This window comes from Ectopseudomonas composti (genome assembly GCF_001567565.1).
GTDB classification, from domain to species: domain Bacteria; phylum Pseudomonadota; class Gammaproteobacteria; order Pseudomonadales; family Pseudomonadaceae; genus Aquipseudomonas; species Aquipseudomonas composti_A.
Map to the genome: position 1 here is coordinate 26,314 of NZ_LSSW01000025.1, position 20,311 is coordinate 46,624.

21 protein-coding genes are annotated in these 20,311 nt (G+C 64.6%); 12 read left to right on the forward strand and 9 right to left on the reverse strand.

From position 1 onward, the window contains the following. Positions 1–38: 38 nt before the first annotated feature. The 3 genes from PCLY_RS13220 to gpmI form a co-directional block, all read right to left on the reverse strand. Positions 39–1,355 carry a S41 family peptidase gene (locus PCLY_RS13220; protein WP_061240105.1) on the reverse strand — a complete coding sequence of 439 codons (1,317 nt, stop codon included), beginning with the start codon at positions 1,353–1,355 and terminating at the stop codon, positions 39–41. A 28-nt stretch (positions 1,356–1,383) separates the two neighbouring features. After that, complete coding sequence (locus PCLY_RS13225; protein ID WP_061240107.1) at positions 1,384–2,622, reverse strand: murein hydrolase activator EnvC family protein; 1,239 nt, start codon at positions 2,620–2,622, stop codon at positions 1,384–1,386. 107 nt (positions 2,623–2,729) lie between these two features. After that, positions 2,730–4,262 (reverse strand): 2,3-bisphosphoglycerate-independent phosphoglycerate mutase, encoded by a 1,533-nt coding sequence (gene gpmI, locus PCLY_RS13230; RefSeq protein ID WP_061240109.1) that lies wholly within the window; start codon positions 4,260–4,262, stop codon positions 2,730–2,732. Positions 4,263–4,409: 147 nt separating this feature from the next. Here gpmI and PCLY_RS13235 point away from each other — a divergent pair, with 147 nt between their 5' ends. The 3 genes from PCLY_RS13235 to secB are packed head-to-tail and all read left to right on the forward strand — an operon-like array spanning position 4,410 to position 5,599. Next, the gene (locus tag PCLY_RS13235) at positions 4,410–4,823 is read left to right on the forward strand and encodes a rhodanese-like domain-containing protein (protein WP_061240111.1); all 414 of its coding nucleotides are present in this window, start codon (positions 4,410–4,412) and stop codon (positions 4,821–4,823) included. Position 4,824: 1 nt separating this feature from the next. After that, entirely contained in the window at positions 4,825–5,085 is a 261-nt protein-coding gene (gene grxC / locus PCLY_RS13240) for a glutaredoxin 3 (RefSeq protein WP_061240113.1), read from the forward strand. A 28-nt stretch (positions 5,086–5,113) separates the two neighbouring features. After that, positions 5,114–5,599, forward strand: coding sequence for a protein-export chaperone SecB (gene secB, locus PCLY_RS13245; protein ID WP_061240115.1), 486 nt, complete (start codon positions 5,114–5,116; stop codon positions 5,597–5,599). A 61-nt stretch (positions 5,600–5,660) separates the two neighbouring features. Here the strand turns inward: secB and trmL are convergent, their stop codons facing one another. Continuing rightward, on the reverse strand, positions 5,661–6,125 hold the full coding sequence (gene trmL, locus PCLY_RS13250; protein WP_061240117.1) for a tRNA (uridine(34)/cytosine(34)/5-carboxymethylaminomethyluridine(34)-2'-O)-methyltransferase TrmL: 465 nt from the start codon (positions 6,123–6,125) through the stop codon (positions 5,661–5,663). Between trmL and PCLY_RS13255 the strand changes: the two genes are divergently transcribed. Further along, on the forward strand, positions 6,124–6,567 hold the full coding sequence (locus PCLY_RS13255; RefSeq protein ID WP_061240118.1) for a hypothetical protein: 444 nt from the start codon (positions 6,124–6,126) through the stop codon (positions 6,565–6,567). The two genes, trmL and PCLY_RS13255, sit on opposite strands and share 2 nt — an antisense overlap. 593 nt (positions 6,568–7,160) lie before the next feature. On the opposite strand, the gene PCLY_RS13260 is transcribed toward PCLY_RS13255, so the two are convergent. After that, positions 7,161–9,539, reverse strand: coding sequence for a penicillin acylase family protein (locus PCLY_RS13260; protein ID WP_061240119.1), 2,379 nt, complete (start codon positions 9,537–9,539; stop codon positions 7,161–7,163). A 120-nt stretch (positions 9,540–9,659) separates the two neighbouring features. Here PCLY_RS13260 and PCLY_RS13265 point away from each other — a divergent pair, with 120 nt between their 5' ends. After that, positions 9,660–10,664: an AraC family transcriptional regulator gene (locus PCLY_RS13265; protein ID WP_061240120.1), complete on the forward strand. Its 1,005-nt coding sequence runs from the start codon at positions 9,660–9,662 to the stop codon at positions 10,662–10,664. Positions 10,665–10,670: 6 nt separating this feature from the next. Here the strand turns inward: PCLY_RS13265 and PCLY_RS13270 are convergent, their stop codons facing one another. Then, on the reverse strand, positions 10,671–11,252 hold the full coding sequence (locus tag PCLY_RS13270; RefSeq protein WP_061240121.1) for a DUF6436 domain-containing protein: 582 nt from the start codon (positions 11,250–11,252) through the stop codon (positions 10,671–10,673). A 125-nt stretch (positions 11,253–11,377) separates the two neighbouring features. Here PCLY_RS13270 and bipL point away from each other — a divergent pair, with 125 nt between their 5' ends. Next, positions 11,378–12,319 (forward strand): phospholipase BipL, encoded by a 942-nt coding sequence (gene bipL, locus PCLY_RS13275; RefSeq protein ID WP_061240122.1) that lies wholly within the window; start codon positions 11,378–11,380, stop codon positions 12,317–12,319. A gap of 13 nt (positions 12,320–12,332) precedes the next feature. Here the strand turns inward: bipL and PCLY_RS13280 are convergent, their stop codons facing one another. Continuing rightward, on the reverse strand, positions 12,333–13,100 hold the full coding sequence (locus tag PCLY_RS13280) for a hypothetical protein (protein ID WP_061240123.1): 768 nt from the start codon (positions 13,098–13,100) through the stop codon (positions 12,333–12,335). Between the two features lie 122 nt (positions 13,101–13,222). Here PCLY_RS13280 and PCLY_RS13285 point away from each other — a divergent pair, with 122 nt between their 5' ends. Beyond that, the gene (locus PCLY_RS13285) at positions 13,223–13,846 is read left to right on the forward strand and encodes a 2OG-Fe(II) oxygenase (protein WP_061240124.1); all 624 of its coding nucleotides are present in this window, start codon (positions 13,223–13,225) and stop codon (positions 13,844–13,846) included. A 15-nt stretch (positions 13,847–13,861) separates the two neighbouring features. Here the strand turns inward: PCLY_RS13285 and PCLY_RS13290 are convergent, their stop codons facing one another. Beyond that, positions 13,862–14,398 carry a DUF6160 family protein gene (locus PCLY_RS13290; RefSeq protein ID WP_061240125.1) on the reverse strand — a complete coding sequence of 179 codons (537 nt, stop codon included), beginning with the start codon at positions 14,396–14,398 and terminating at the stop codon, positions 13,862–13,864. A gap of 199 nt (positions 14,399–14,597) precedes the next feature. On the opposite strand from PCLY_RS13290, the gene PCLY_RS13295 reads away from it, so the two are divergent. Next, on the forward strand, positions 14,598–15,110 hold the full coding sequence (locus PCLY_RS13295; RefSeq protein WP_061240126.1) for a 2-thiouracil desulfurase family protein: 513 nt from the start codon (positions 14,598–14,600) through the stop codon (positions 15,108–15,110). A 36-nt stretch (positions 15,111–15,146) separates the two neighbouring features. Beyond that, positions 15,147–15,584: a DUF4399 domain-containing protein gene (locus PCLY_RS13300; RefSeq protein WP_061240127.1), complete on the forward strand. Its 438-nt coding sequence runs from the start codon at positions 15,147–15,149 to the stop codon at positions 15,582–15,584. A 77-nt stretch (positions 15,585–15,661) separates the two neighbouring features. Here PCLY_RS13300 and serA read toward each other — a convergent pair whose 3' ends face one another. Next, complete coding sequence (gene serA / locus PCLY_RS13305; protein WP_061240128.1) at positions 15,662–16,891, reverse strand: phosphoglycerate dehydrogenase; 1,230 nt, start codon at positions 16,889–16,891, stop codon at positions 15,662–15,664. A 181-nt stretch (positions 16,892–17,072) separates the two neighbouring features. Here serA and PCLY_RS13310 point away from each other — a divergent pair, with 181 nt between their 5' ends. The 3 genes from PCLY_RS13310 to PCLY_RS13320 all read left to right on the forward strand — a co-directional run bounded on the left by PCLY_RS13310 (position 17,073) and on the right by PCLY_RS13320 (position 20,245). Continuing rightward, positions 17,073–18,464, forward strand: coding sequence for an FAD-binding oxidoreductase (locus PCLY_RS13310; RefSeq protein WP_061240129.1), 1,392 nt, complete (start codon positions 17,073–17,075; stop codon positions 18,462–18,464). A gap of 116 nt (positions 18,465–18,580) precedes the next feature. Continuing rightward, positions 18,581–19,246 (forward strand): fumarylacetoacetate hydrolase family protein, encoded by a 666-nt coding sequence (locus PCLY_RS13315; RefSeq protein WP_061240130.1) that lies wholly within the window; start codon positions 18,581–18,583, stop codon positions 19,244–19,246. An 81-nt stretch (positions 19,247–19,327) separates the two neighbouring features. Next, the gene (locus PCLY_RS13320; protein ID WP_061240245.1) at positions 19,328–20,245 is read left to right on the forward strand and encodes an SdiA-regulated domain-containing protein; all 918 of its coding nucleotides are present in this window, start codon (positions 19,328–19,330) and stop codon (positions 20,243–20,245) included. Positions 20,246–20,311: the final 66 nt, after the last annotated feature.

Here is a 20,311-nt window from a genome sequence, read left to right on the forward strand (position 1 = left end):
GACAGTTGTCCGGGCTTTTTTCGTATTGCCTGCTTGTCTCAGTTGCCGCGCGTGACGCTCAGGCCCTTGAGCAGGTTGAGTGCCTGGCTCAGCTGGTAGTCGTCGTCCTGCGGGCGATCCGTACGCGCAGCCTGGGCGCCACGGCTGGGGCGATCGGCACCGCCATTGCCATTGCCCAGGTGACCCTGCAGGTCGGCTTCCTTGATGCCTTCGCTGTCCTGCTCGCGGGTGAGCTTGGCACGTGCCACCTCGATGTCGGGGATGATGCCCTGAGCCTGGATCGAGCGACCGTTGGGGGTGAAGTACAGCGCCGTGGTCAGTTTCAGCGCGCGGTCGTTGTTCAGCGGCAGCACGGTCTGTACCGAACCCTTGCCGAAGCTGTCGGTACCCATCAGCACCGCACGTTTGTGATCCTGCAGAGCGCCCGCGACGATTTCCGAGGCCGAGGCACTGCCACCGTTGATCAGCACCACCAGCGGCACGCCTTCGCTGGCGTCGGCCGGATCGGCGTTGAAGCGCAGTTCGGAGTTGGCCAGGCGGCCTTCGGTGTAGACGATCAGCCCGCTCTTGAGGAAGTGGTCGGCCACTTCCACCGCAGCCTGCAGCACACCGCCCGGGTTGTTGCGCAGGTCCATGACCAGGCCGCTCAGCTTCTTGTTGCCATTCTCCTGGCGCAACTTGGTCAGTGCCTTGCCGACTTCCTCGCCGGTGTTGACCTGGAATTGCGAGATACGCAGATAGCCGTAGCCGTCTTCGAGCATCTGGCTCTTCACGCTGCGCACCTTGATCACGGCGCGGGTCAGAGTCAGGTCGAACGGGCGACCGCCATCACGCACCAGGGTCAGCTCGATCTTGCTGCCGGCCTTGCCGCGCATCTTGTCGACGGCTTCCATCATCGACAGGCCCTTGGTCGGTTGGCCGTCGATCTTGACGATCAGGTCGCCAGGCTGGATGCCGGCTTTCGAGGCGGGCGTGTCATCGATGGGCGATACCACCTTGACGAAGCCGTCTTCCATGCCGACCTCGATGCCCAGGCCGCCGAATTCGCCGCTGGTGCTTTCCTGCAGTTCAGCGAAGGCTTCCGGCTCGAGGTAGGCCGAGTGCGGGTCGAGATTGCTGAGCATGCCCTTGATGGCATTTTCCAGCAGGGTCTTGTCGCTGACCGGCTCGACATAGGCGGCCTTGATGCGGTCCATCACCTCGGCAAAAGTGCGCAGTTCATCCAGTGGCAGCGGGGCCTTGCTGCTCGCCGCCGGTGCCGGCGCGGGGGCAGGCTCGGCAGCTTGCAGGGCTGGAGTGCCAAGCAGCAGCCCGAGGGCCAGAGCCAGGCAGGTGGGGCGAAAGCGATGGGGCATGAACACAACTCCTAAATGGATAAAGCGCTTATCCCTGCGCGCGGCACCATTGTGCCGGATCACTCGGACGGCCGTTCTGGCGAATGGCGAAGTACAGCGCCGATGTTTCCTGGCCACCGCTGCTACCAACGGTGGCGATGGGGTCGCCGGCCTTGACCACGTCTCCGGCACTCTTGAGCAGGCTCTGGTTGTGGCCGTACAGGCTCAGATAACCGTTGCCATGGTCGAGAATGACCAACAGACCGGCGCCACGCAACCAGTCGGCGAATACCACTCGCCCACCATGCACGGCGCGTACCTGACTGCCGGCCGGCGCGCCGATCAGCACGCCGTCCCATTTAGTACGAGCGTCGCCGCCGCGAGGGGTTCCGTAGCGTGCTACCAATCGGCCATCGACCGGCCACGGCAGCTTACCTCGCGCGCTGGCGAAAGGCCCGCCATAGACGGCGCCGGAGGTCACCAGTGGGCCGCTTGGCTGACTGCCTGGGCGTGCCTGCTCGGTCTTCTGGGCGGCCAGGGCGCGCTTGCGTGCCTCCTCGGCTTCGCGGGCCTGACGGGCCAGTGTCTCTTCGATGGTCTTCAGCACGCGCCCCAGTTCGGCCTGCTCCTGCTGACGCGCCTTGAGGCGCTGATCACGGCTGGCGAAGTCGCGGTTGAGCTTGGCCAGGGCTTGCTGGCGTTCCTTGCGCGCCTCGGCGAGCTTGGCGTGACGCTCATCCAGACCGGCCTTCTGCGCCTGTAGCTGGGCCTGGTGGCTGGTGATTTCCTGCTCGACGTTGGCCAGCTGGCGCAGGGTCTCGTTGAAGGCCGAGAGCTGTTCGAGGCGGGCTTGGCTGAGGTAGTCGTAATAGGTCAGGGTGCGCGAGAACTTTTCCGGGTTCTGCTGGTTGAGCAGCAACTTGACATACTCCTGGCGCCCGCTCTGATAGGCGGCCCGCGCCTGGATGGCAATCAGTCGCTGCTGTTCAGTGCGCGCGCTCTGGAGTTTTTTTTTCTCCTGATCCAGGCGCTGGATTTCCTGCTCGCTGTCCTTGAGCTCGTGCTGCAGGTCCTTGACCTGGCTTTCCAGCTCGCCCATCTCGGTCTCGGTCTTCTTCAACTGCTGCTGCACGCCGGATTTCTCCTGCTGCAGTTTCTCCAGCAGCTTCTTCAGCTCGGCGACGTCCTGGCGTGCGGCTTCCAGCTGGCGCTGGGTATCGGCACGCTGATCGGCGATGGCCGGAGCGATCAGGCTGCTGAGCAGAATCAGGACGAGGATGCGAAGCATGGGCGAGGCGACACCGGAGGGCGAATTGAGGCCTAGTATGCCCGCGCTGCCGGGCAAAAAAAACGCCCCAGGCCTTATGGCGCGGGGCGTTTCTTGTTTTCTGTCGATTACTGCAGCTCGACGATGGTCTTGCCGGTCATTTCGGCTGGCTGTTCGAGGCCCATCAGCGTGAGCAGCGTCGGCGCCACGTCGGCCAGTACGCCGCCTTCGCGGATGCGTGCCGGGCGCTTGCCAACGTAGATGAACGGCACCGGTTCGCAGGTGTGGGCGGTGTGCGCCTGGCCGGTGCACTCGTCTTCCATCTGCTCGACGTTGCCGTGGTCGGCGGTGATCAGCGCTTCGCCGCCAACCTTGTCCAGTGCCTCGGCGATGCGGCCGACGCAGGTGTCGAGAGTTTCCACGGCCTTGACCGCTGCCTCGAACACGCCGGTGTGGCCGACCATGTCACCGTTGGCGTAATTGACGATGATCACGTCATAGCGCTGGTTTTCGATGGCATCGACGATCTTGTCGGTGACTTCCGGTGCGCTCATTTCCGGCTTGAGGTCGTAGGTGGCGACGTTCGGCGACGGAATCAGGATGCGCTCTTCGCCCTCGAACGGCTCTTCGCGGCCGCCAGAGAAGAAGAAGGTGACGTGAGCGTATTTCTCGGTCTCGGCGATGCGCAGTTGGGTCTTGCCGTTTTTGGCCAGGTATTCGCCGAGCACGTTGGTCAGCGCTTCCGGAGCGAAGGCGCTGGGCGCTTTGATGCTCGCCGCGTACTGGGTGAGCATGACGAAGCCGACCTGCGGCGCGCGTTTACGCTCGAATTCCTTGAAGCCCGGCTCGACGAAGGCGCGGGTCAGTTCGCGGGCGCGGTCGGCGCGGAAGTTCATGAACACCACGGCGTCGCCGTCCTCGACCTGCACCGGCGTGCCGACGGTGGTGGCCTTGACGAACTCGTCGCTCTCGCCGCGCTCGTAGGCGGCCTGCAGGCCTTCGACTGCGCTGGCGGCGTTGAACTGGCCGGCGCCGTCGACGATCAGGTGGTAGGCCTGCTCGACACGATCCCAGCGGTTGTCGCGGTCCATGGCGAAGTAGCGGCCGGTGAGGCTGGCGATGCGACCCTTGCCGAGGCGGGCGAAGGCGGCGTCGAGCAGTTCGATGGACGACTGCGCGCTCTTGGGCGGCGTGTCGCGGCCATCGAGGAAGGCGTGCAGGTAGATCTTCTCGGCGCCGCGCTTGGCGGCCAGCTCGGCCATGGCGACGATGTGATCCTGATGGCTGTGCACGCCGCCATCGGAGAGCAGGCCGAGGATGTGCACGGCCTTGCCGGCGGCCACGGCCTTGTCCACGGCCTGGTTGATGGTCGCATTATCGAAGAATTCGCCGTCGCGGATCGCCTTGGTCACGCGGGTGAAATCCTGGTACACCACACGCCCTGCACCGAGGTTCATGTGGCCGACCTCCGAGTTGCCCATCTGTCCGTCCGGCAGGCCGACATCCATGCCGCTGCCGGAGATCAGGCCGTGCGGGTAGGTGGCACGCAGGCGGTCGTAGACCGGCGTGTTGGCGGCGTAGATGGCGTTGTACTCGGGTTTGTCGCTGTGACCGAAGCCGTCGAGGATGATCAGAACCAAGGGTTTTGGCGTGGCACTCATTAAACTGGCTCGCTCTGCGTCTGAGGGGGCAATGGAACAGCCCGGCATTTTAGGGCCAAGCGCCTGGCGCGTCACTGCCGGACGGGGTTTGGCCGACCTGTGGGGCTGTGTATACTGGCCGGCATTTTACCGCCCTGGGTCCTATAGATGCTCGCTCACCTGATTGAATTCATCACCAACCACTATCTACTGAGTGGAATGTTCGCCGTTCTGCTGGTGTTGCTGATCATCACCGAAATGCGCAAGGGCGGGCAGAGCCTGTCCAGCCGCGAGCTCACCGCGCTGGTCAACAGCGACCAGGGCGTGGTGCTCGACGTACGTGCGCAGAAGGACTTCTCCGCAGGCCATATCGTCGATTCGCTGCACATCCCCTATGACAAGGTGGTTACGCGCATTGCCGAGCTGGAGAAGCACAAGGCCAAGACCATCGTCGTGGTCGACGCCATGGGTCAGCACGCCGGCAGCATCGCCCGCGAACTGAAGAAGGCCGGTTTCACCGCCGCCAAGCTGTCCGGTGGCATCGCTACCTGGCGTGGCGACAACCTGCCGCTGGTGAAGTGACATGGCCAGCGTGGTCGTCTACTCCAGCGACTGGTGCCCCTACTGCATGCGGGCCAAGCAGCTCCTGGCCAGCAAAGGGGTGGACTTCGAGGAAATCCGCGTTGACGGCCAGCCGACCATTCGCGCGGAGATGACCCGCAAGGCCGGGCGCACCTCGGTACCGCAAATCTGGATCGGCAGCACCCACGTGGGTGGTTGTGACGACCTCTATGCCCTGGAGCGCGCCGGTAAGCTCGATGCGCTGCTGCAGAGCCCCGCTTGAACACTCAACTTTAAGGAAGGCAAACGCCATGACCGAGCAAGCCATCAGCGGCGCAGCTGCTGACGATTCGCAGAACCCGCAATTCTCCCTGCAGCGCATCTACGTCAAGGACCTGTCCTTCGAAGCGCCGAAGAGCCCGGAAATCTTCCGTCAGGAGTGGACGCCGAGCGTTGGCCTGGATCTGAACACCCGCCAGAAAGCTCTGGACGGCGACTTCCATGAGGTCGTGCTGACCCTGTCGGTAACCGTGAAGAACGGCGAAGAAGTCGCCTTCATCGCTGAGGTTCAGCAGGCAGGCATCTTCCTGATCAAGGGCCTGGACGCCGCTTCGATGAGCCACACCCTCGGCGCGTTCTGCCCGAACATCCTGTTCCCGTATGCCCGTGAAGCGCTGGACAGCCTGGTGATCCGTGGCTCGTTCCCGGCGCTGATGCTGTCGCCGGTGAACTTCGACGCGCTGTACGCCCAGGAACTGCAGCGCATGCAGCAGTCCGGTGAAACCACCGCTCACTAAGCGCGGCTCGGTTGCATGAAAAAGCGCCCCGCGGGGCGCTTTTTTGTGTCCGTCTGGCGCCTTACTCGGCGTCGGCGAAGCCGTTTTGTCGCCAGGCTTCGTAAACGGTCACGGCCACGGTGTTGGAGAGGTTCAGGCTGCGGCAACCGGCGCGCATCGGCAGGCGCACACGCTGCTCGGGTGGCAGGGCATTGCGCACGTCCTCGGGCAGGCCGCGGCTTTCCGGGCCGAACAGGAAGGCGTCACCGGGCTGGTAGGCGACCTCATGGAACGGCTGCGAGCCCTTGGTGGTGAAGGCGAACAGGCGCGGCTGGCCAAGGCTGTCGAGGCAGCTCGGCAGGTCCGGATGGCGCTTGAGCGTGGCGTATTCGTGGTAATCCAGGCCGGCGCGGCGCAGGCGCTTGTCGTCCAGCTCGAAGCCCAGTGGCTCGATCAGGTGCAGCTGACAGCCGCTGTTGGCGCACAGCCTGATAATGTTGCCGGTATTGGGCGGTATTTCCGGTTGAAAGAGGATGACGTGGAACATGCAGCACTCCGAGCACTGGGACGAGCGCCATTCTACGCCGCCAGAAGATCCACGGCCGCGTTTGCGCTGGCGTTTTATGGCGTCGGTGATGCTGATCGCCTTCCTTGTCGGGGTCATGCTCGGGCGTCTGTTCGAGCCGCCGCGCATTCATATCGAGGACGTCGAACCCTGGGAGCAGGGGCTGCAGCTCTGGCTCAACCGTGAGCCACAAGCTCGCGTCGAGCATGTCGACGGCGCTCTGGTGTATCGCTACGAGGATGCCTACGGGCGGGTGCGCGATGGCCAGCTCAAACTGCCGCTGGGCCTGGTGAACTGGCGTGTGGAGCGCGACGGAAGGGATCTGCTGCTGGTGCTGGTCTCGCCCCGTCCGCTGGACGGGGAGTGGCGCGGTGCACAAGAGGATGGACGTTGGCGTGCGCGACTGGCACTGCGTCCCGAATAAAGAAGGGGATCCCCCGGCCTGCCTGTACCAAGGTCCCCGAAACGGGCAGCGCTGCGCTCTGGGATGAGCGATGGCGCCAGTTGTGACGCGGCTAGCGCGTCGAATAAAGAAGGGATCCCCGGCCTGCCTGTACCAAGGTCCCCGAAACGGGCAGCGCCGGGCTCTGCAATGAGCGGTGGCGCTGGTCGTGACGCGGCGAGCGCGTCGAATAAAGTGGGGATCCCCCGGCCTGCCTGTACCAAGGTCCCCGAAACGGGTAGCTGCGTGCTCTCGAATGAGCGGTGGCGCCGCTTGTGACGTGGTGATCACGTCAAATAAAGAAGGGGATTCCCCAGCCTGCCTGTACCAAGGCCCCCGAAACTTGAGTTGCTTAAGCCTATGCAGGGCGTGTGCCAGTTTTCTTACATGGACGTGAAGCCCTTGTTTCCTGGGCTTTGCGGAGGGCAGGCGGGCGCAGCGAGGCGTTCGTTGCGGGAGACGTGCACCAGTGTGCAGCGTGATGCACCGGCGGCGCACCACGCGGTGAACGGCGCTGCCCGGCTGCATGGTGCACGCTGGTCGTTGCGACGCAGCGTGCGCAGGCCGGGCAGTGCTTAGCGTGGCAGCAGCCTGAGCGTGCCCTGGCTGTTGGCCGTCACATCCTCGGCGCTCAGGTGTTGTGGACGGTATACGCCGAGCACGTGACCGGCGGCCTGGTCGGCGTAGTGTGGGTCGAAGGGGACGCCGCTCTGGCCCACGGGGTTGCCGCCGAGCGCCGTGCTGGCATCGGCCAGGTCGATCAGGCGTCGGGTCGAGGGGCCGTAGACCACTGGCCAGGGCGCTGGGCCGATCTTGTGCGAGAGGTTGTCCGGCACTTCGTGGCTACCCGGCGCGGCGAACGGGCCGGCATTCAGCAACCAGGCCAGCGGCTGTTGCTGGCCCAGCGGGTGGCTGTGGGTCAGGGTATGGGCGCGCCCCCATTGCCAATCGGCGGGGTCATCACCGAACTGCGCGTGCAGGTGCGCCAGGCTGGCACGCCAGGCGTCGGCGACGATCTGTGCGCGGGTCTCCTCGCCGCTGCCACCCTGGCGCCGCCACCAGGGCGAAGTCGCATCAGCTGTCAGGCGCGGCAGGGCGATGTCGAGCGCGCGGCTTTGCAGCAGGCTGTCGAAGAAGGCATCGCCCAGTTCATCGGCCATGGCCTCGTGGGCCAGTTGATAGAGCAACTGGCTGAACAGGGTGGCGCTCACCGAGTCCAGCGGATGCTCGCCGTTCCAGTCGGCCAAGGCCTGCACCATGGCTTGTTCCTGCTCGCCCTGAGCGGCGGCGCGCAACTCGTCGAGGATCGGGGTCAGCACCCGTTTGGGGTAGTCGCTACCGGTATCGAGCTGCAGGGCCTGGCTGTTGTGCAGGTCCCATTTCACCGAGGCATCGCTCAGGCGCTGGTTCAGGCGCTGGCCACGGTCAGGCAGGTTGTAGTAGCCGGGAATCTCGATGCCGCTGGCCGGCACCGGTTGGTAATTGGCCGAGACGATGTAGCCGCGCTGCGGGTTCTCTTCCTGTGGGTTGGCGCTGAATGGCTGGTAGCCGAGCTTGTCCGCTTCGCTGCTGGCACCGTCGAGAATGAAGGTCGGATTGACCCCGCTCGGGCGCAGCGGCAGTTTGGCGGCCGCCCACCAGCCGATATCGCCAGCGGCATTGGCCCAGACCACGTTGAGGCCGGGCGCTTCGATCTTTTCGGCGGCGGCGCGCGCCTTGTCCAGGCTGTCGGCGCGGTTCAGCTGGTAGAAGGCGTCGAGGAGCGGGTTGTCGGTCTCCAGGAAGGCCCACCACATGGCGATCGGCGTGCTGCCGCTGGTCTGGCCCAGGGCATCGTTGATGATCGGGCCGTGCGGTGAGCGGCGCAGGGTGATCTGCACCGGCTCGGCGCCTTTGACCCGGATGCTCTCGGTACGCTGTTGGAGATCGACCCACTTGCCGCGGTACCAGACCTGCTCGGGATTGTTCGGGTTGACGCGCTCGGCGATCAGGTCGAGATCGTCGTTCTGGAACATCGTCAGGCTCCAGGCGAAATCACGGTTGTGGCCGAGCATGGCGCTGGGGATCAGCGCGTGGTGGTAACCGTACAGCTCGTAGCCGGGCGCCTGCAGGTGGGCTTCGTACCAGACTGCCGGCAGCGAGAAGCGAATGTGCGGATCGCCCGCCAGCAGCGGTTTGCCACTGGCGGTGCGGCTGCCGGACAGCGCCCAGGCGTTGCTGCCTTCGAACTGCGGCAGGCCAGTGCCTTGTAAGGCGCTGTTGCTGAGCTGGGCCAGGGCGGACAGGTCCTTCCAGTCATTGGCGGCCAGGGAAGGGCCGATTACGCCCTGTGGGTGCCAGTCGAGGTCGAAGACCTTGAGGTAGTCCGCACCCAGTTCGTTGCGGATATGCGTCATCAGCGGTTCGGTGCGCAGTGCGGCCGCGAAGCTGTAGGCCATGTAACCGGCGACGCTCAGGGTGTCTGCCAGGGTGAAGGGGCGCGGTTCGATGCCCAGCAGGTCGAACTCCAGCGGGCGTGGCCGGCTGGCTTGGTACTGGTTGACCCCTTCGAGGTAGTGCAGCAATGCCTGGGTGGACGGGCTGGCGGGATCCAGGCGGGCCGCGTAGGCATCGGCATGGCGGCCGATTTCCAGGGTGCGGAACAGACGATCAGTGGGGACCAGCTTTTCGCCGAGCACCTCGGCCAGCTCGCCGCGCGCCAGGCGCCTGAGCAGCTCCATCTGGAACAGACGATCCTGGGCATGCACGAAACCCAGGGCGCGGTACATGTCCGCCTCGTTCTCGGCGCGGATGTGCGGCACGCCGCGTTCGTCGTAGTCGACCGTGACCGGCGCCTGCAGGGCCGCGAGTACCTGCTCGCCGTCGCGCTGCGGTTGCTTGTCGTGCAGGTACCAGGTCAGGCCGCCAGCCGCGGCGGCAATCACCAGGGCAAGGGCGGTCAGCGAGCGTTTCATCGAGCGATCCTTATTGTTGTGGGGCAAGCGAGCGAGCATTTTGCGCGGGTGCCTGCGTGCCGGCATTGACCTTATGCCTCAATGTTGAAAGTCTATGGTCAATATCTGTCTGAGTCTGCCATGGTCGACAACGCCTTCGTCGCACTCACCCACTCTTCGACCTTGCGCCGCCTGCTCTACGAGGCGCTGGCCGCATTGGGGTTCGACCCTACCGATACCTACCGCCGCGCCTATGCCGGTGTGGCGCTGGCGGCTCCGTTGCTGGAGGCGCGAGAGGAGCACGACAATGCGCCGCGCTTCTGGCAGGCGCTGGAGGGAATCAGCGGGGATGTCGACATCGGCCTGCACCTGGGCGAGGTGATGCAGCCACGGCCCATGGACGTGGTCGGCTACCTGCTGCTGGCGGCGCGCGATCTGCGCCAGGGCCTGCAGGCCTTCGTGCGCTTCCAGCACATCCTTTCCGGTGGCTTTGCCGCCAGGCTGGAGGAACAGGGCGATGAAGTGCGTCTGGTGATCGATCTCAACTACCGCGAGGTTGGCTCGTTGCGTCAGCAGATGGAGTGTCTGGCCGTGCTGTTGAGCAAGATGCTGGCGTCTGCAGGCGGCGAGTTGCCGCTGCTGGGCGTGGAGTTTCGCCATCGCGCGCCGCGCAGGTTGGCCGAGCATCGCCGCCTGCTCGGTGTCGAACCGCGCTTCTCGCAGCCACACGATGTGCTGATCCTGTCGCGTGCGTCGCTCTCGCGGCCCTCGCGCAGTGCCAGCCCGCGCTTGTTCGAGGTGCTCAGCGAGGAGGCCGAGAAGCAGTTGGCCGGATTGCTGGAGAACCAGCTGCTGGTGCGGGTGCGCTACTGGCTCGAGGTCAATCTGGGCGCGACGACCTGCAGCCTGGAGGCTTGTGCAGTGGCGCTGGGCAGCCCGCGCAGTACCTTGCAGCGCTCGCTGAGCGAGCAGGGCAGCAGTTTTCGCGCATTGCACGACGAGGTGCGGCGCTTGCGCGCGTTGCGCCTGCTGGATCAGGGCCTGGGTGTGCGTGAAGTGGCGCGGGCGTGCGGCTTTGCCGAGCTGTCGCCGTTCTACCGGGCGTTCCGCCGCTGGCAGGGTGGCACGCCACGCGGGCGTGGCTGAGGTTCGTCAGTCGGCGTCGGGCTTGGCCCATTCGCAGAAGCAGCCTACCGCCAGGGTGTTGCTGGCAGCCACTTTGCGCCCAGCCTCAAGCGCTTCGAGTATGGGCTCGATGAAACTGTTGCTGGAATTGCAGACCAGGCCTTCGCTGTAGGGGCCGAAGTAGGCCAGTTGGCCCTGCTTGTCCCAGATCGCCACGGCGGGGCTGGCCGGCAGGTTGGCACTGCCGGGCAGCTCGTCGATGGTTTGCAGCGCGGCCAGCTCGGCGGGCAGGCGGCCCTGGCTGCCGGGCTTCTGTACGACGTGAAATTGCACGCCTCGCGGCGCGTAGTGCTCGATCAGTTCGGCCAGGTGTTGCTGGTTGCCGACGTTGCACGGGCAGGCCGGGTCCCAGAAGTGCACCAGGCGGATCGCGCCGGGGCCGCTCAGTTCGGCGGGCAGTTGCAGCTCGGCGCCGGAGAACACCGCTGCACGCTCGTCGAAGGTGCGCAGGTAACGCGTTTCGAACCAGCGATAGGCGAGCAGCATGCCGACCAGCCAAGCCAGGGCGAGCAGGGCGATGAGCAGGTTCTTGCGTGACAGGCGGGGCATGGGGCGGGCCGGGCTTTAAAAGGGCGTGTAGCTTGCCACGATGCGCCTGGCAGCTGAATATCGCAGCATTCGAGGAGAGGGCGCCGAATTTACCCGCGCGCCTCGCGCAACCTATGGAAAGCCCAATGTCAGAGCCGTTTCAGCCCGATCGACTGCGCCTTCTGCTGCGACCCTTGGCCGCAGCGCGCCTGGATTTGCCCGTGCTGCAGGCTTATCGCAGCTTCTATGGCTTCGACCTGGCAGCGCGCTTTGCCGGCCTGGACAACCGCCTCGGCAGCTTCAACGCTGCCGGCTACCAGATTGCCGTGCAGCTGTGGGCGCCGGCCGAACCGCGCGGCACGCTGCTGTTGCTGCACGGTTATTACGATCACATGGGCTTGTACCGGCATGTGGTCGACTGGGCGCTGAGCATGAACTTCGCGGTGCTCGCCTGCGACCTGCCTGGGCACGGGCTGTCCAGCGGTGCACGCGCCAGCATCGGCGATTTCGCCGAGTATCAGCAGGTGCTTGCCGGCCTGTTCGAGCAGGCCGGCGAGCTGGGTCTGCCAAGCCCCTGGCATCTCTGTGGGCAGAGCACGGGCGCTGCGATTGCCCTGGATTATCTGCTCGCCGACGGTACGCGTCCCGAGCTGGGGCAGAGCATCCTCCTGGCGCCGCTGGTTCGGCCGCGCGCCTGGGGCTGGTCGAAGCTCAGCTATCGGGTGCTCAGCCCGTTCGTTCGTGAGATTCCACGGCGTTTCAGTGAGAACTCCAGCGACGCCACCTTCATCGACTTCGTGCACAATCTCGACCCCCTGCAGGCGCGCAGCCTGCCGACGGCCTGGGTCGGTGCGCTGGCCAAGTGGGTGCCGTACATCGAGGCGGCCGGACGTAGCCAGCACAGCCCGCTGATCGTGCAGGGCGAGGCGGACATGACGGTGGACTGGCACTACAACCTCGAGGTGCTGCAGGACAAGTTCCATCAGCCGCAGATCTTGCGCCTGAGCGAAGCGCGCCACCACCTGGCCAATGAGAACGAGGCGCTGCGCCGGCGCTACTTCGATTTTCTGCGCGAGCGCCTGCAATAGCGCGCCTGGTTGATCAGATGCCCTGCGGTGCCGGCTCCAGCTCGTTGCTGCTCATGCCCACGGCCAGGCCGGCACGCAGCGCTCGCAGGGCAGCCTGGTAATAGGCCTTGCCGGCATCGGACTGGGCAAATTCGACGAACTGTTCCAACTCCGGGTCGCTCAGGTCGCGATAGACGTGCAGCAGGGTGTTGTCGAGGTCCTGCTCGATCTGCGTCATCAGGCGCTCGCGCTGGCCATTGAGCAGCCCCTGAGCCTGAGCGCCGCCGAGCAGGCCGGGGATCATCTGGCTGAGGCTGTCGGCAGCCACGCCGGCCAGGGCCAGGCTGACTTCGGCGCCAGCCTCCTTGGCGGGAATGGCCTGGGCCAGGTGGCGAATCAGCAGGCGACGGGTGGCATCGGCGTCGGTACGCGGCAGGCCATTGGCGTACTTGGCCAGCTGATCGCTGCGTGTCGCCAGCGTTTCGGCAGCGACGATCTTGCGGCCCAGCGCGGATTCGAAGAAGGCCAGCGCCGGTTGCGGGTCGGTCAGTTGCATGCGCAAGCTGTGCTGCGCGCGTTGATCGATGGCGGCTGCGGCGAAGCGGCGATTGCTGTTATCCACCAGGGCCTGGAATACCGCCGGTGGCAGGGTGCTGCGGTAGCGCTGCTGGGCGGCGTCGAGTGCCTGGTTGAAATGTTCGCGCTGTTGCGGCCAGCCGGCAGCCTGATAGAGGCGCAGGTGATCGTCGGCCAGGGCCGGCAAGGTCAGGCCAATCAGCAGCAGGGCAAACAGGACGCGCATCGAGAACTCCTTGGCAAACTTTCCGAGCCGGCCGCAGGGTGCTGCGGCCGGCTATTTTCGGTGGCTGAAAGGGGCTTGTCGAGCTATGTCTAGTGGCTATCCGGCGCTGTACAATCGCCGCCATGACCGAAGCCCGCCAGCAAGACCCCTTTTCCAGCCTTATCGACGACCTCGCCAGCCAGGGCTGGTCGCAACGGGCGTTGTTCGCCCCTGAGGGTCTGACCCATGAACTGGCCGCGGAGTGCCGTAAGCGGGAGCGCCGCGGCGAGCTGAGCGCCGCCAGCGTGGGGCGTGGCAGCGCCCAGCAGGTGCAGGAAGGGATTCGCGGTGATCGCATCCAATGGCTGGAACCGGGTCAGAACGGCGCCTGTGACCAGTACCTGCAACTGATGGATGGTCTGCGCCAGGCTCTGAATCAGGAGTTGTTTCTCGGCCTGGAGGACTACGAGTGTCATTTCGCCTGCTACGAGCCGGGGGCTTTCTACCTGCGTCATCTCGACCGCTTTCGCGACGATGATCGGCGCGCGGTGTCGGCCGTGTTGTATCTGAACGATAACTGGCAGGCCGAGCAGGGCGGGGCCTTGCGCCTGTATCTGAGTGATGGCCGCGAACATGACGTGCTGCCCCAGGCCGGCACCCTGGCGCTGTTTCTGTCCGGCGACATGCCTCACGAAGTGCTGCCAGCCACCCGCGAGCGACTGTCACTCACTGGCTGGTTCAGGCGCCGCGGCACGGACGTGCTGTAAGGCCCGCTGTCCTGTTCAGTGGCCCCAGATCTTGATGGTGCCGTTGATGTCGCGCAGATCGCGCAGGGCAACATTGCCGATGTTGCCATTGCCGATATAGACGTCGCTGGCCACTCGCGCACGGATCACCAGCTTGCCCAGCGGGCCGAGTTGCTGGTTGATCGCCGTCAGGTTGGGCAGTTTCAGTTGCAGCTGGCTCTGGCCGTTGCTGCCCTTGACCACATCCACCTCCAGGGTCGGCACCTCCAGGCCCAGAATCGGTACGCTTGCGCCTAATTGAGCAGGGCCCAGGGCATAGCCATCGCAATCACTGGGCTTGAGGCAGCCGTTGTCGATCTTCACGTTGCGCAGCGACAGGCTGCCGCCGTCGTCCTGCCAGCGTATTTCGTCGATGCGCGCCATCAGGTCGAGGCGGATGGTGATCCCGGCCTGGCCGCTGATCTGGCTCAGGCTTTCATCCTCCAGCGCCTGCATTGCTGCCTGGGCTGAGGGGACGAGCAGCGCCGCGCTGCACAGCAGCGGCATGAACGACGTACGAAGCGGCTTGGACATGGACGGGAACCTCCCTGGTTGGCTGCGCAAGTCTGGCCGGGGCTTGTTCGCAACGCCATGGGGCGGGATCGCTTCCCGCCGAAGGATAGGCCGCGAGGGCGCGTGATTCGGGCTTCGTGGACGATTCGAAGGTTGTCTAATCAAGGGCTGACGGCGTTGTTACCGGCGGTTACCCTGATGCGGTCAATGGAGAACGTCGATGCAGAAGATATTGGTCAGCCGCTGCCTGCTCGGGCATCGGGTGCGTTACGACGGCGGAGCCCACGGCCCCTTCGACCTGCTTCAGCAATGGCTGGGTGAGGGGCGGGTGGTGGCGCTGTGCCCGGAAGTGGCGGGTGGTTTGCCCACGCCGCGCCCGCCGGCGGAGATCCATGGCGGCCAGGGTGGCGCCGTGCTGGATGGCCGCTTGCCAGTGCTGACGATCGATGGCGAGGACGTTACCACTGCCTTCGTCGACGGCGCCGAGCAGGCGCTGGCGTTGGTTCGCGAGCACGGCATCCGGCTGGCTCTGCTCAAGGCGCGCAGCCCTTCGTGCGGCAATCTGGAGAACTATGACGGCAGCTTCAGCGGCGTCCGGGTCGCGGGCGAGGGCGTCACCGCCGCGCTGCTGCGTCGTGCTGGTGTGCAGGTGTTCAACGAGCAGCAATTCGGCGAGGCGCGACGTGCCCTGCAGGCACTTGAGAGCGAAGCGGGAACGACTGGCGCGGTTTAGAGTCCATCGTTCTCTGCCTTGCTCGAGGACGCTGTGATGACCCGAACCCTGAATACCATTTCCCTCTGTGCGGCCTTGCTGCTGGGTGCCAGCGCTACCGCTTGGGCCGACATGCCGCGCACGCCCGCACCGGAAGGCGCCAAGGTGTACTTCATCGAGCCAGCCAACGGCGCGACGGTCGGCCAGACCTTTACCGTGAAGTTCGGCCTCAAGGGCATGGGCGTGGCGCCGGCTGGTGTCGATGCTCCGGCTACCGGGCACCATCATCTGCTGATTGATGTCGATTCGCCGCCTGCGATGAACGCGCCGCTGCCGATGACCGACGCCATCCGCCACTTCGGCAAGGGCCAGACCGAAACCGAGCTGACCCTGCCGCCGGGCAAGCACACCCTGCAATTGCTGGTGGGAGACAAGAATCACGTGCCGCTGGATCCGCCGGTGATGTCCGAGAAGATCAGCGTGACCGTGAAGTGATTCTGTAGCGCGGATTTACACCCATCCAGACGAAAAAGGGCGACCCGAGGGTCGCCCTTTTCATATCCGCCTGCCGCTTAGAACAGCACGCGGCTGCGGATGGTGCCATGCACCTGCTGCAGCTTCTCCAGCGCCAGATCCGAGTACTCGGCGTCGACGTCAATCACCACGTAGCCGACCTTGTCGTTGGTCTGCAGGAACTGGCCGGAGATGTTGATGCCGTTGTCGGCGAACACCTTGTTGATCTCGCTCATCACACCCGGCACGTTCTCGTGGATGTGCAGCAGGCGGTGCTTGCCAGCATGGGCCGGCAGGGCCACTTCGGGGAAGTTGACCGAGGACACCGAGGTGCCGTTGTCGCTGTACTTGACCAGCTTCTCGGCCACTTCCAGGCCGATGTTGGCCTGGGCTTCGGCAGTCGAACCGCCGATGTGCGGGGTGAGGATCACGCGATCCAGGCCGCGCAGCGGGCTTTCGAAGATGTCTTCGTTGGACTTGGGCTCGACCGGGAACACGTCGATGGCGGCGCCGATCAGGTGCTCGTCCTTGATCGCCTGGGCCAGGTGATCCAGCTCGACCACGGTGCCGCGGGCGGCGTTGATCAGGATGGCGCCCTGCTTCATGGCGCGGATTTCCTTCTCACCGATCATCCACTGGGTGGACGGCAGCTCCGGTACGTGCAGCGAGACGATGTCGGCCAGGCCCAGCAGCTCGTGCAGGCTGCCGATCTGCGTGGCATTGCCCAGCGGCAGCTTGGTCACGGTGTCGTAGAAGTACACCTGCATGCCCAGCGCTTCGGCCAGGACCGAGAGTTGGGTGCCGATGGAACCGTAGCCGATGATGCCGAGTTTCTTGCCACGGATCTCGAAGGAGTTGGCCGCCGACTTGATCCAGCCACCACGGTGGCAGGAGGCGTTCTTCTCGGGGATGCCGCGCAGCAGCAGGATGGCCTCGGCCAGCACCAGCTCGGCCACCGAGCGGGTGTTGGAGTAGGGTGCGTTGAACACGGCGATGCCGCGCTCGCGGGCGGCATCCAGGTCGACCTGGTTGGTGCCGATGCAGAAGCAGCCGACGGCGACCAGTTTCTTCGCACAGTCGAAGACTTCGGCGGTCAGTTGGGTGCGCGAACGAATGCCGATGAAGTGGGCGTCGGCGATCTTCTCTTTCAGCTCAGCGCCTGACAGGGCGGTCTTGAGGTACTCGATGTTGGTGTAACCGGCGGCCTTCAGGGTGTCTACGGCGTTCTGGTGCACGCCTTCGAGAAGAAGGAACTTGATCTTGCTCTTTTCGAGAGAGGTCTTGCTCATCGGAGTACCTGTGTCCCACAGAAGAATGTCAGGGAAGGGCTGAGAAAATCAGCCAGTGCCCGCAGATCGCTGCACGTCTCGATTCACGGGGTGCGTATGCTAGCATGTTCGCCTTTTTCAATGCTCGGTTGCGACCTGAATGGTTCTCAGGGCGACCATGAATCCTTTGAGAGTTTCGTAGATGACCACCCCCGCCCAGATCGAAGAGCTGAAGACCCTGGTTGAGCCCGGCAAGGTGCTGACCGATGCCGATTCCCTGGAAACCTACGGCAAGGACTGGACCAAGCAGTACACCCCCGCGCCGTCGGCCATCGTCTTCCCCAAAACCACCGAGCAGGTGCAGGCCATCGTGCGCTGGGCCAATCAGCACAAGATTGCCCTGGTGCCTTCCGGTGGCCGTACCGGGTTGTCCGCCGCTGCCGTGGCCGCCAATGGCGAGGTGGTGGTGTCGTTCGACTACATGAACCGCATCGTCGAGTTCAATGAATACGACCGTACCGTGGTCTGCCAGCCAGGTGTGGTGACCAAGCAGCTGCAACTGTTCGCCGAAGAGAAGGGGCTGTACTACCCGGTGGATTTCGCTTCGTCCGGTTCGAGCCAGCTTGGCGGCAATATTGGCACCAATGCCGGCGGTATCAAGGTGATTCGCTACGGCATGACCCGCAACTGGGTCGCCGGTCTGAAAGTGGTCACCGGCACCGGCGAGCTGCTGGAACTCAACCGCGATCTGATCAAGAACGCCACCGGCTATGACCTGCGCCAACTGTTCATCGGCGCCGAAGGCACCCTGGGCTTCGTCGTCGAAGCCACCATGCGCCTGGAGCGCGCGCCGAAGAACCTCACCGCGATGGTTCTGGGCACGCCGGATTTCGATTCGATCATGCCGGTGCTGCATGCCTTCCAGGGCAAGCTCGACCTGACCGCCTTCGAGTTCTTCTCCGACCGCTGCCTGGAGAGGATCCTCGGCCGTGGTGACGTACCGGCACCGTTCGAAAGCCGCACGCCGTTCTACGCCCTGCTGGAGTTCGAAGCGCTGAACGAGGACGTGGCCAACGAAGCCCTGGCCACCTTCGAGCACTGCGTCGAGCAAGGCTGGGTGCTCGATGGGGTGATGAGCCAGAGCGAGCAGCAACTGCAGAACCTGTGGAAGCTGCGCGAATACATCTCCGAAACCATCAGCCACTGGACACCGTACAAGAACGACATCTCCGTGACCGTCGGCCAGGTACCGGCCTTCCTCAAGGATATCGACGATATCGTCTCGACCAACTACCCGGACTTCGACGTGCTCTGGTACGGCCATATCGGCGACGGCAACCTGCACCTGAACATCCTCAAGCCCGAAGCGCTGGCCAAGGAAGACTTCTTCGCCAAGTGCGCGGTGGTCAACAAGTGGGTGTTCGAGATCGTCGAGAAGTACAACGGTTCGATCAGCGCCGAGCATGGTGTCGGCATGACCAAGCGTGATTACCTGCAGTACAGCCGCTCGGCGGCAGAGATTGCCTACATGAAGGCGATCAAGGCCGTGTTCGACCCCAACGGCATCATGAACCCCGGCAAGATCTTCGCCTGATCGACGCAGACGCCCGCCATCAAGCGGGCGTTTTCGTATCTGGCCGCGCGTCGGTTAAGGTACGTGACCGGCCACAAGCCGGGATATCCACAATACCAACAACACAGGAGTCGGTGATGAGCTATCAGCACCAGTACGTCGACGGTACCACCGTCCACTTTCCCCTTGGCAAGGTCGTTTGCATCGGCCGCAATTACGCCGAGCACGCCAAGGAACTGAACAACCCGGTGCCCACCGAACCGCTGCTGTTCATCAAACCGGGCTCCTGTGTGGTGCCGCTCGATGGCGGTTTCGCCATTCCCGATGATCGGGGTTCGGTGCATTACGAGGCGGAAATCGCCGTGCTGATCGGCAAGCCGCTGTCATCGAGGCCCGATGTCGAGGAAGTGCGCGATGCCATCAGCGGCTTCGCCCCGGCGCTCGACCTGACCCTGCGCGACGTGCAGGCCAAGCTCAAGGAAAAGGGTTACCCCTGGGAAATCGCCAAGAGCTTCGACGGCGCGTGCGTCCTGGCACCCTTCGTAGCGGGCGATGCCATCGAGGACCTGGGCGATATCGGCATTCGCCTGGTGATCAACGGCGAGACCCGTCAGGACGGCAACAGCCGCGACATGCTCAACCCCATCGTGCCGATGATCCAGGCCATGGCCGGGCACTTCGCCCTGCAGCCGGGTGACGTGATCCTCACCGGTACGCCGGTCGGCGTTGGCGCACTGAACAAGGGTGACGAGCTGGTACTGGAGCTGGTTGGTTACAGTCGCTTCACCAGCCGCGTGCTATAAGCAATGACCGCCGCCCTGGGGCGGCGGAACTCCCCTCGACAGCGGATGTCGCATTGCTACCCTGCAGCCGAGCCGCCGCCGATGCCTTCTCTCCGTTCTGCCCTGAGTCGTCCGCGCTACTGGTTGCTCGGCTGTACATTGCTTGCTGCTGGGGTGCTGGTGCAAACCCAGCACTGGGATGATCGCGCTCAGCTCTGGTGGCAGGAGCGCTCCACGCCGTTGGCTGAACGTCTCGCCAGTGTCTGGTTGCCCGGCTATCGCGCCGTGGTGCAGGCCAAGGCCCTGGCCGGGCTGGAAGAGGACGAAACCTCTGGGCTGACCTACAACCCGCGTACCGGCACACTGTTCACCGTCACCGGCAAGCATCCGCTGCTCGTGGAGTTGTCCCGCGATGGCGAGATTCTGCGCCGCATCTCGCTCAAGGGCTTCGCCGATCCCGAGGGTGTGGAAATGATGGACAACGGCCGCATGGCCATCGTCGACGAACGTCGTCGCCAGCTCACGACCTTCACCCTGCGCGATAGCGATCTCGAGTTGGATGCCGAAGATTTCCCGGGTTTCGACCTGGGCTTCGCCGACGCGGGCAACAAGGGGTTCGAAGGGCTGGGCTGGGACTCGCGCAGTCACAGCCTGCTGCTGGGTAAGGAGCGCAGTCCGCTGGGGCTGTTCAGCCTGCCGTTCCCAGGCGAGGACGGCGCAGCAGGCGTGATGCAGCCACTGCTGGCCGGCAATTTGGGGCTGCGCGACATTTCTTCGCTGAGCGTCGACGAGCGCACCGGCCACCTGCTGGTGCTGTCCGACGAATCGCGCCTGCTGCTGGAGCTTGACCGCCGCGGTCAGCCGGTCAGCTTTCTCAGTCTCAGTGGTGGGCTCAATGGCCTGGACCGGGCTATTGAGCAGGCCGAGGGTGTGGCCGTGGACGAAAATGGCGACATCTATATCGTCGCCGAACCGAACCTGTTCTACCGATTCAGTAAGCCACGAGCGAACGCCGGTTGAGGCGGCGCCTGGCATTCAGTTTGGCTTAAGCGTCGATTCAGTCTGGCTTCAGCTAGCGGCACTAAT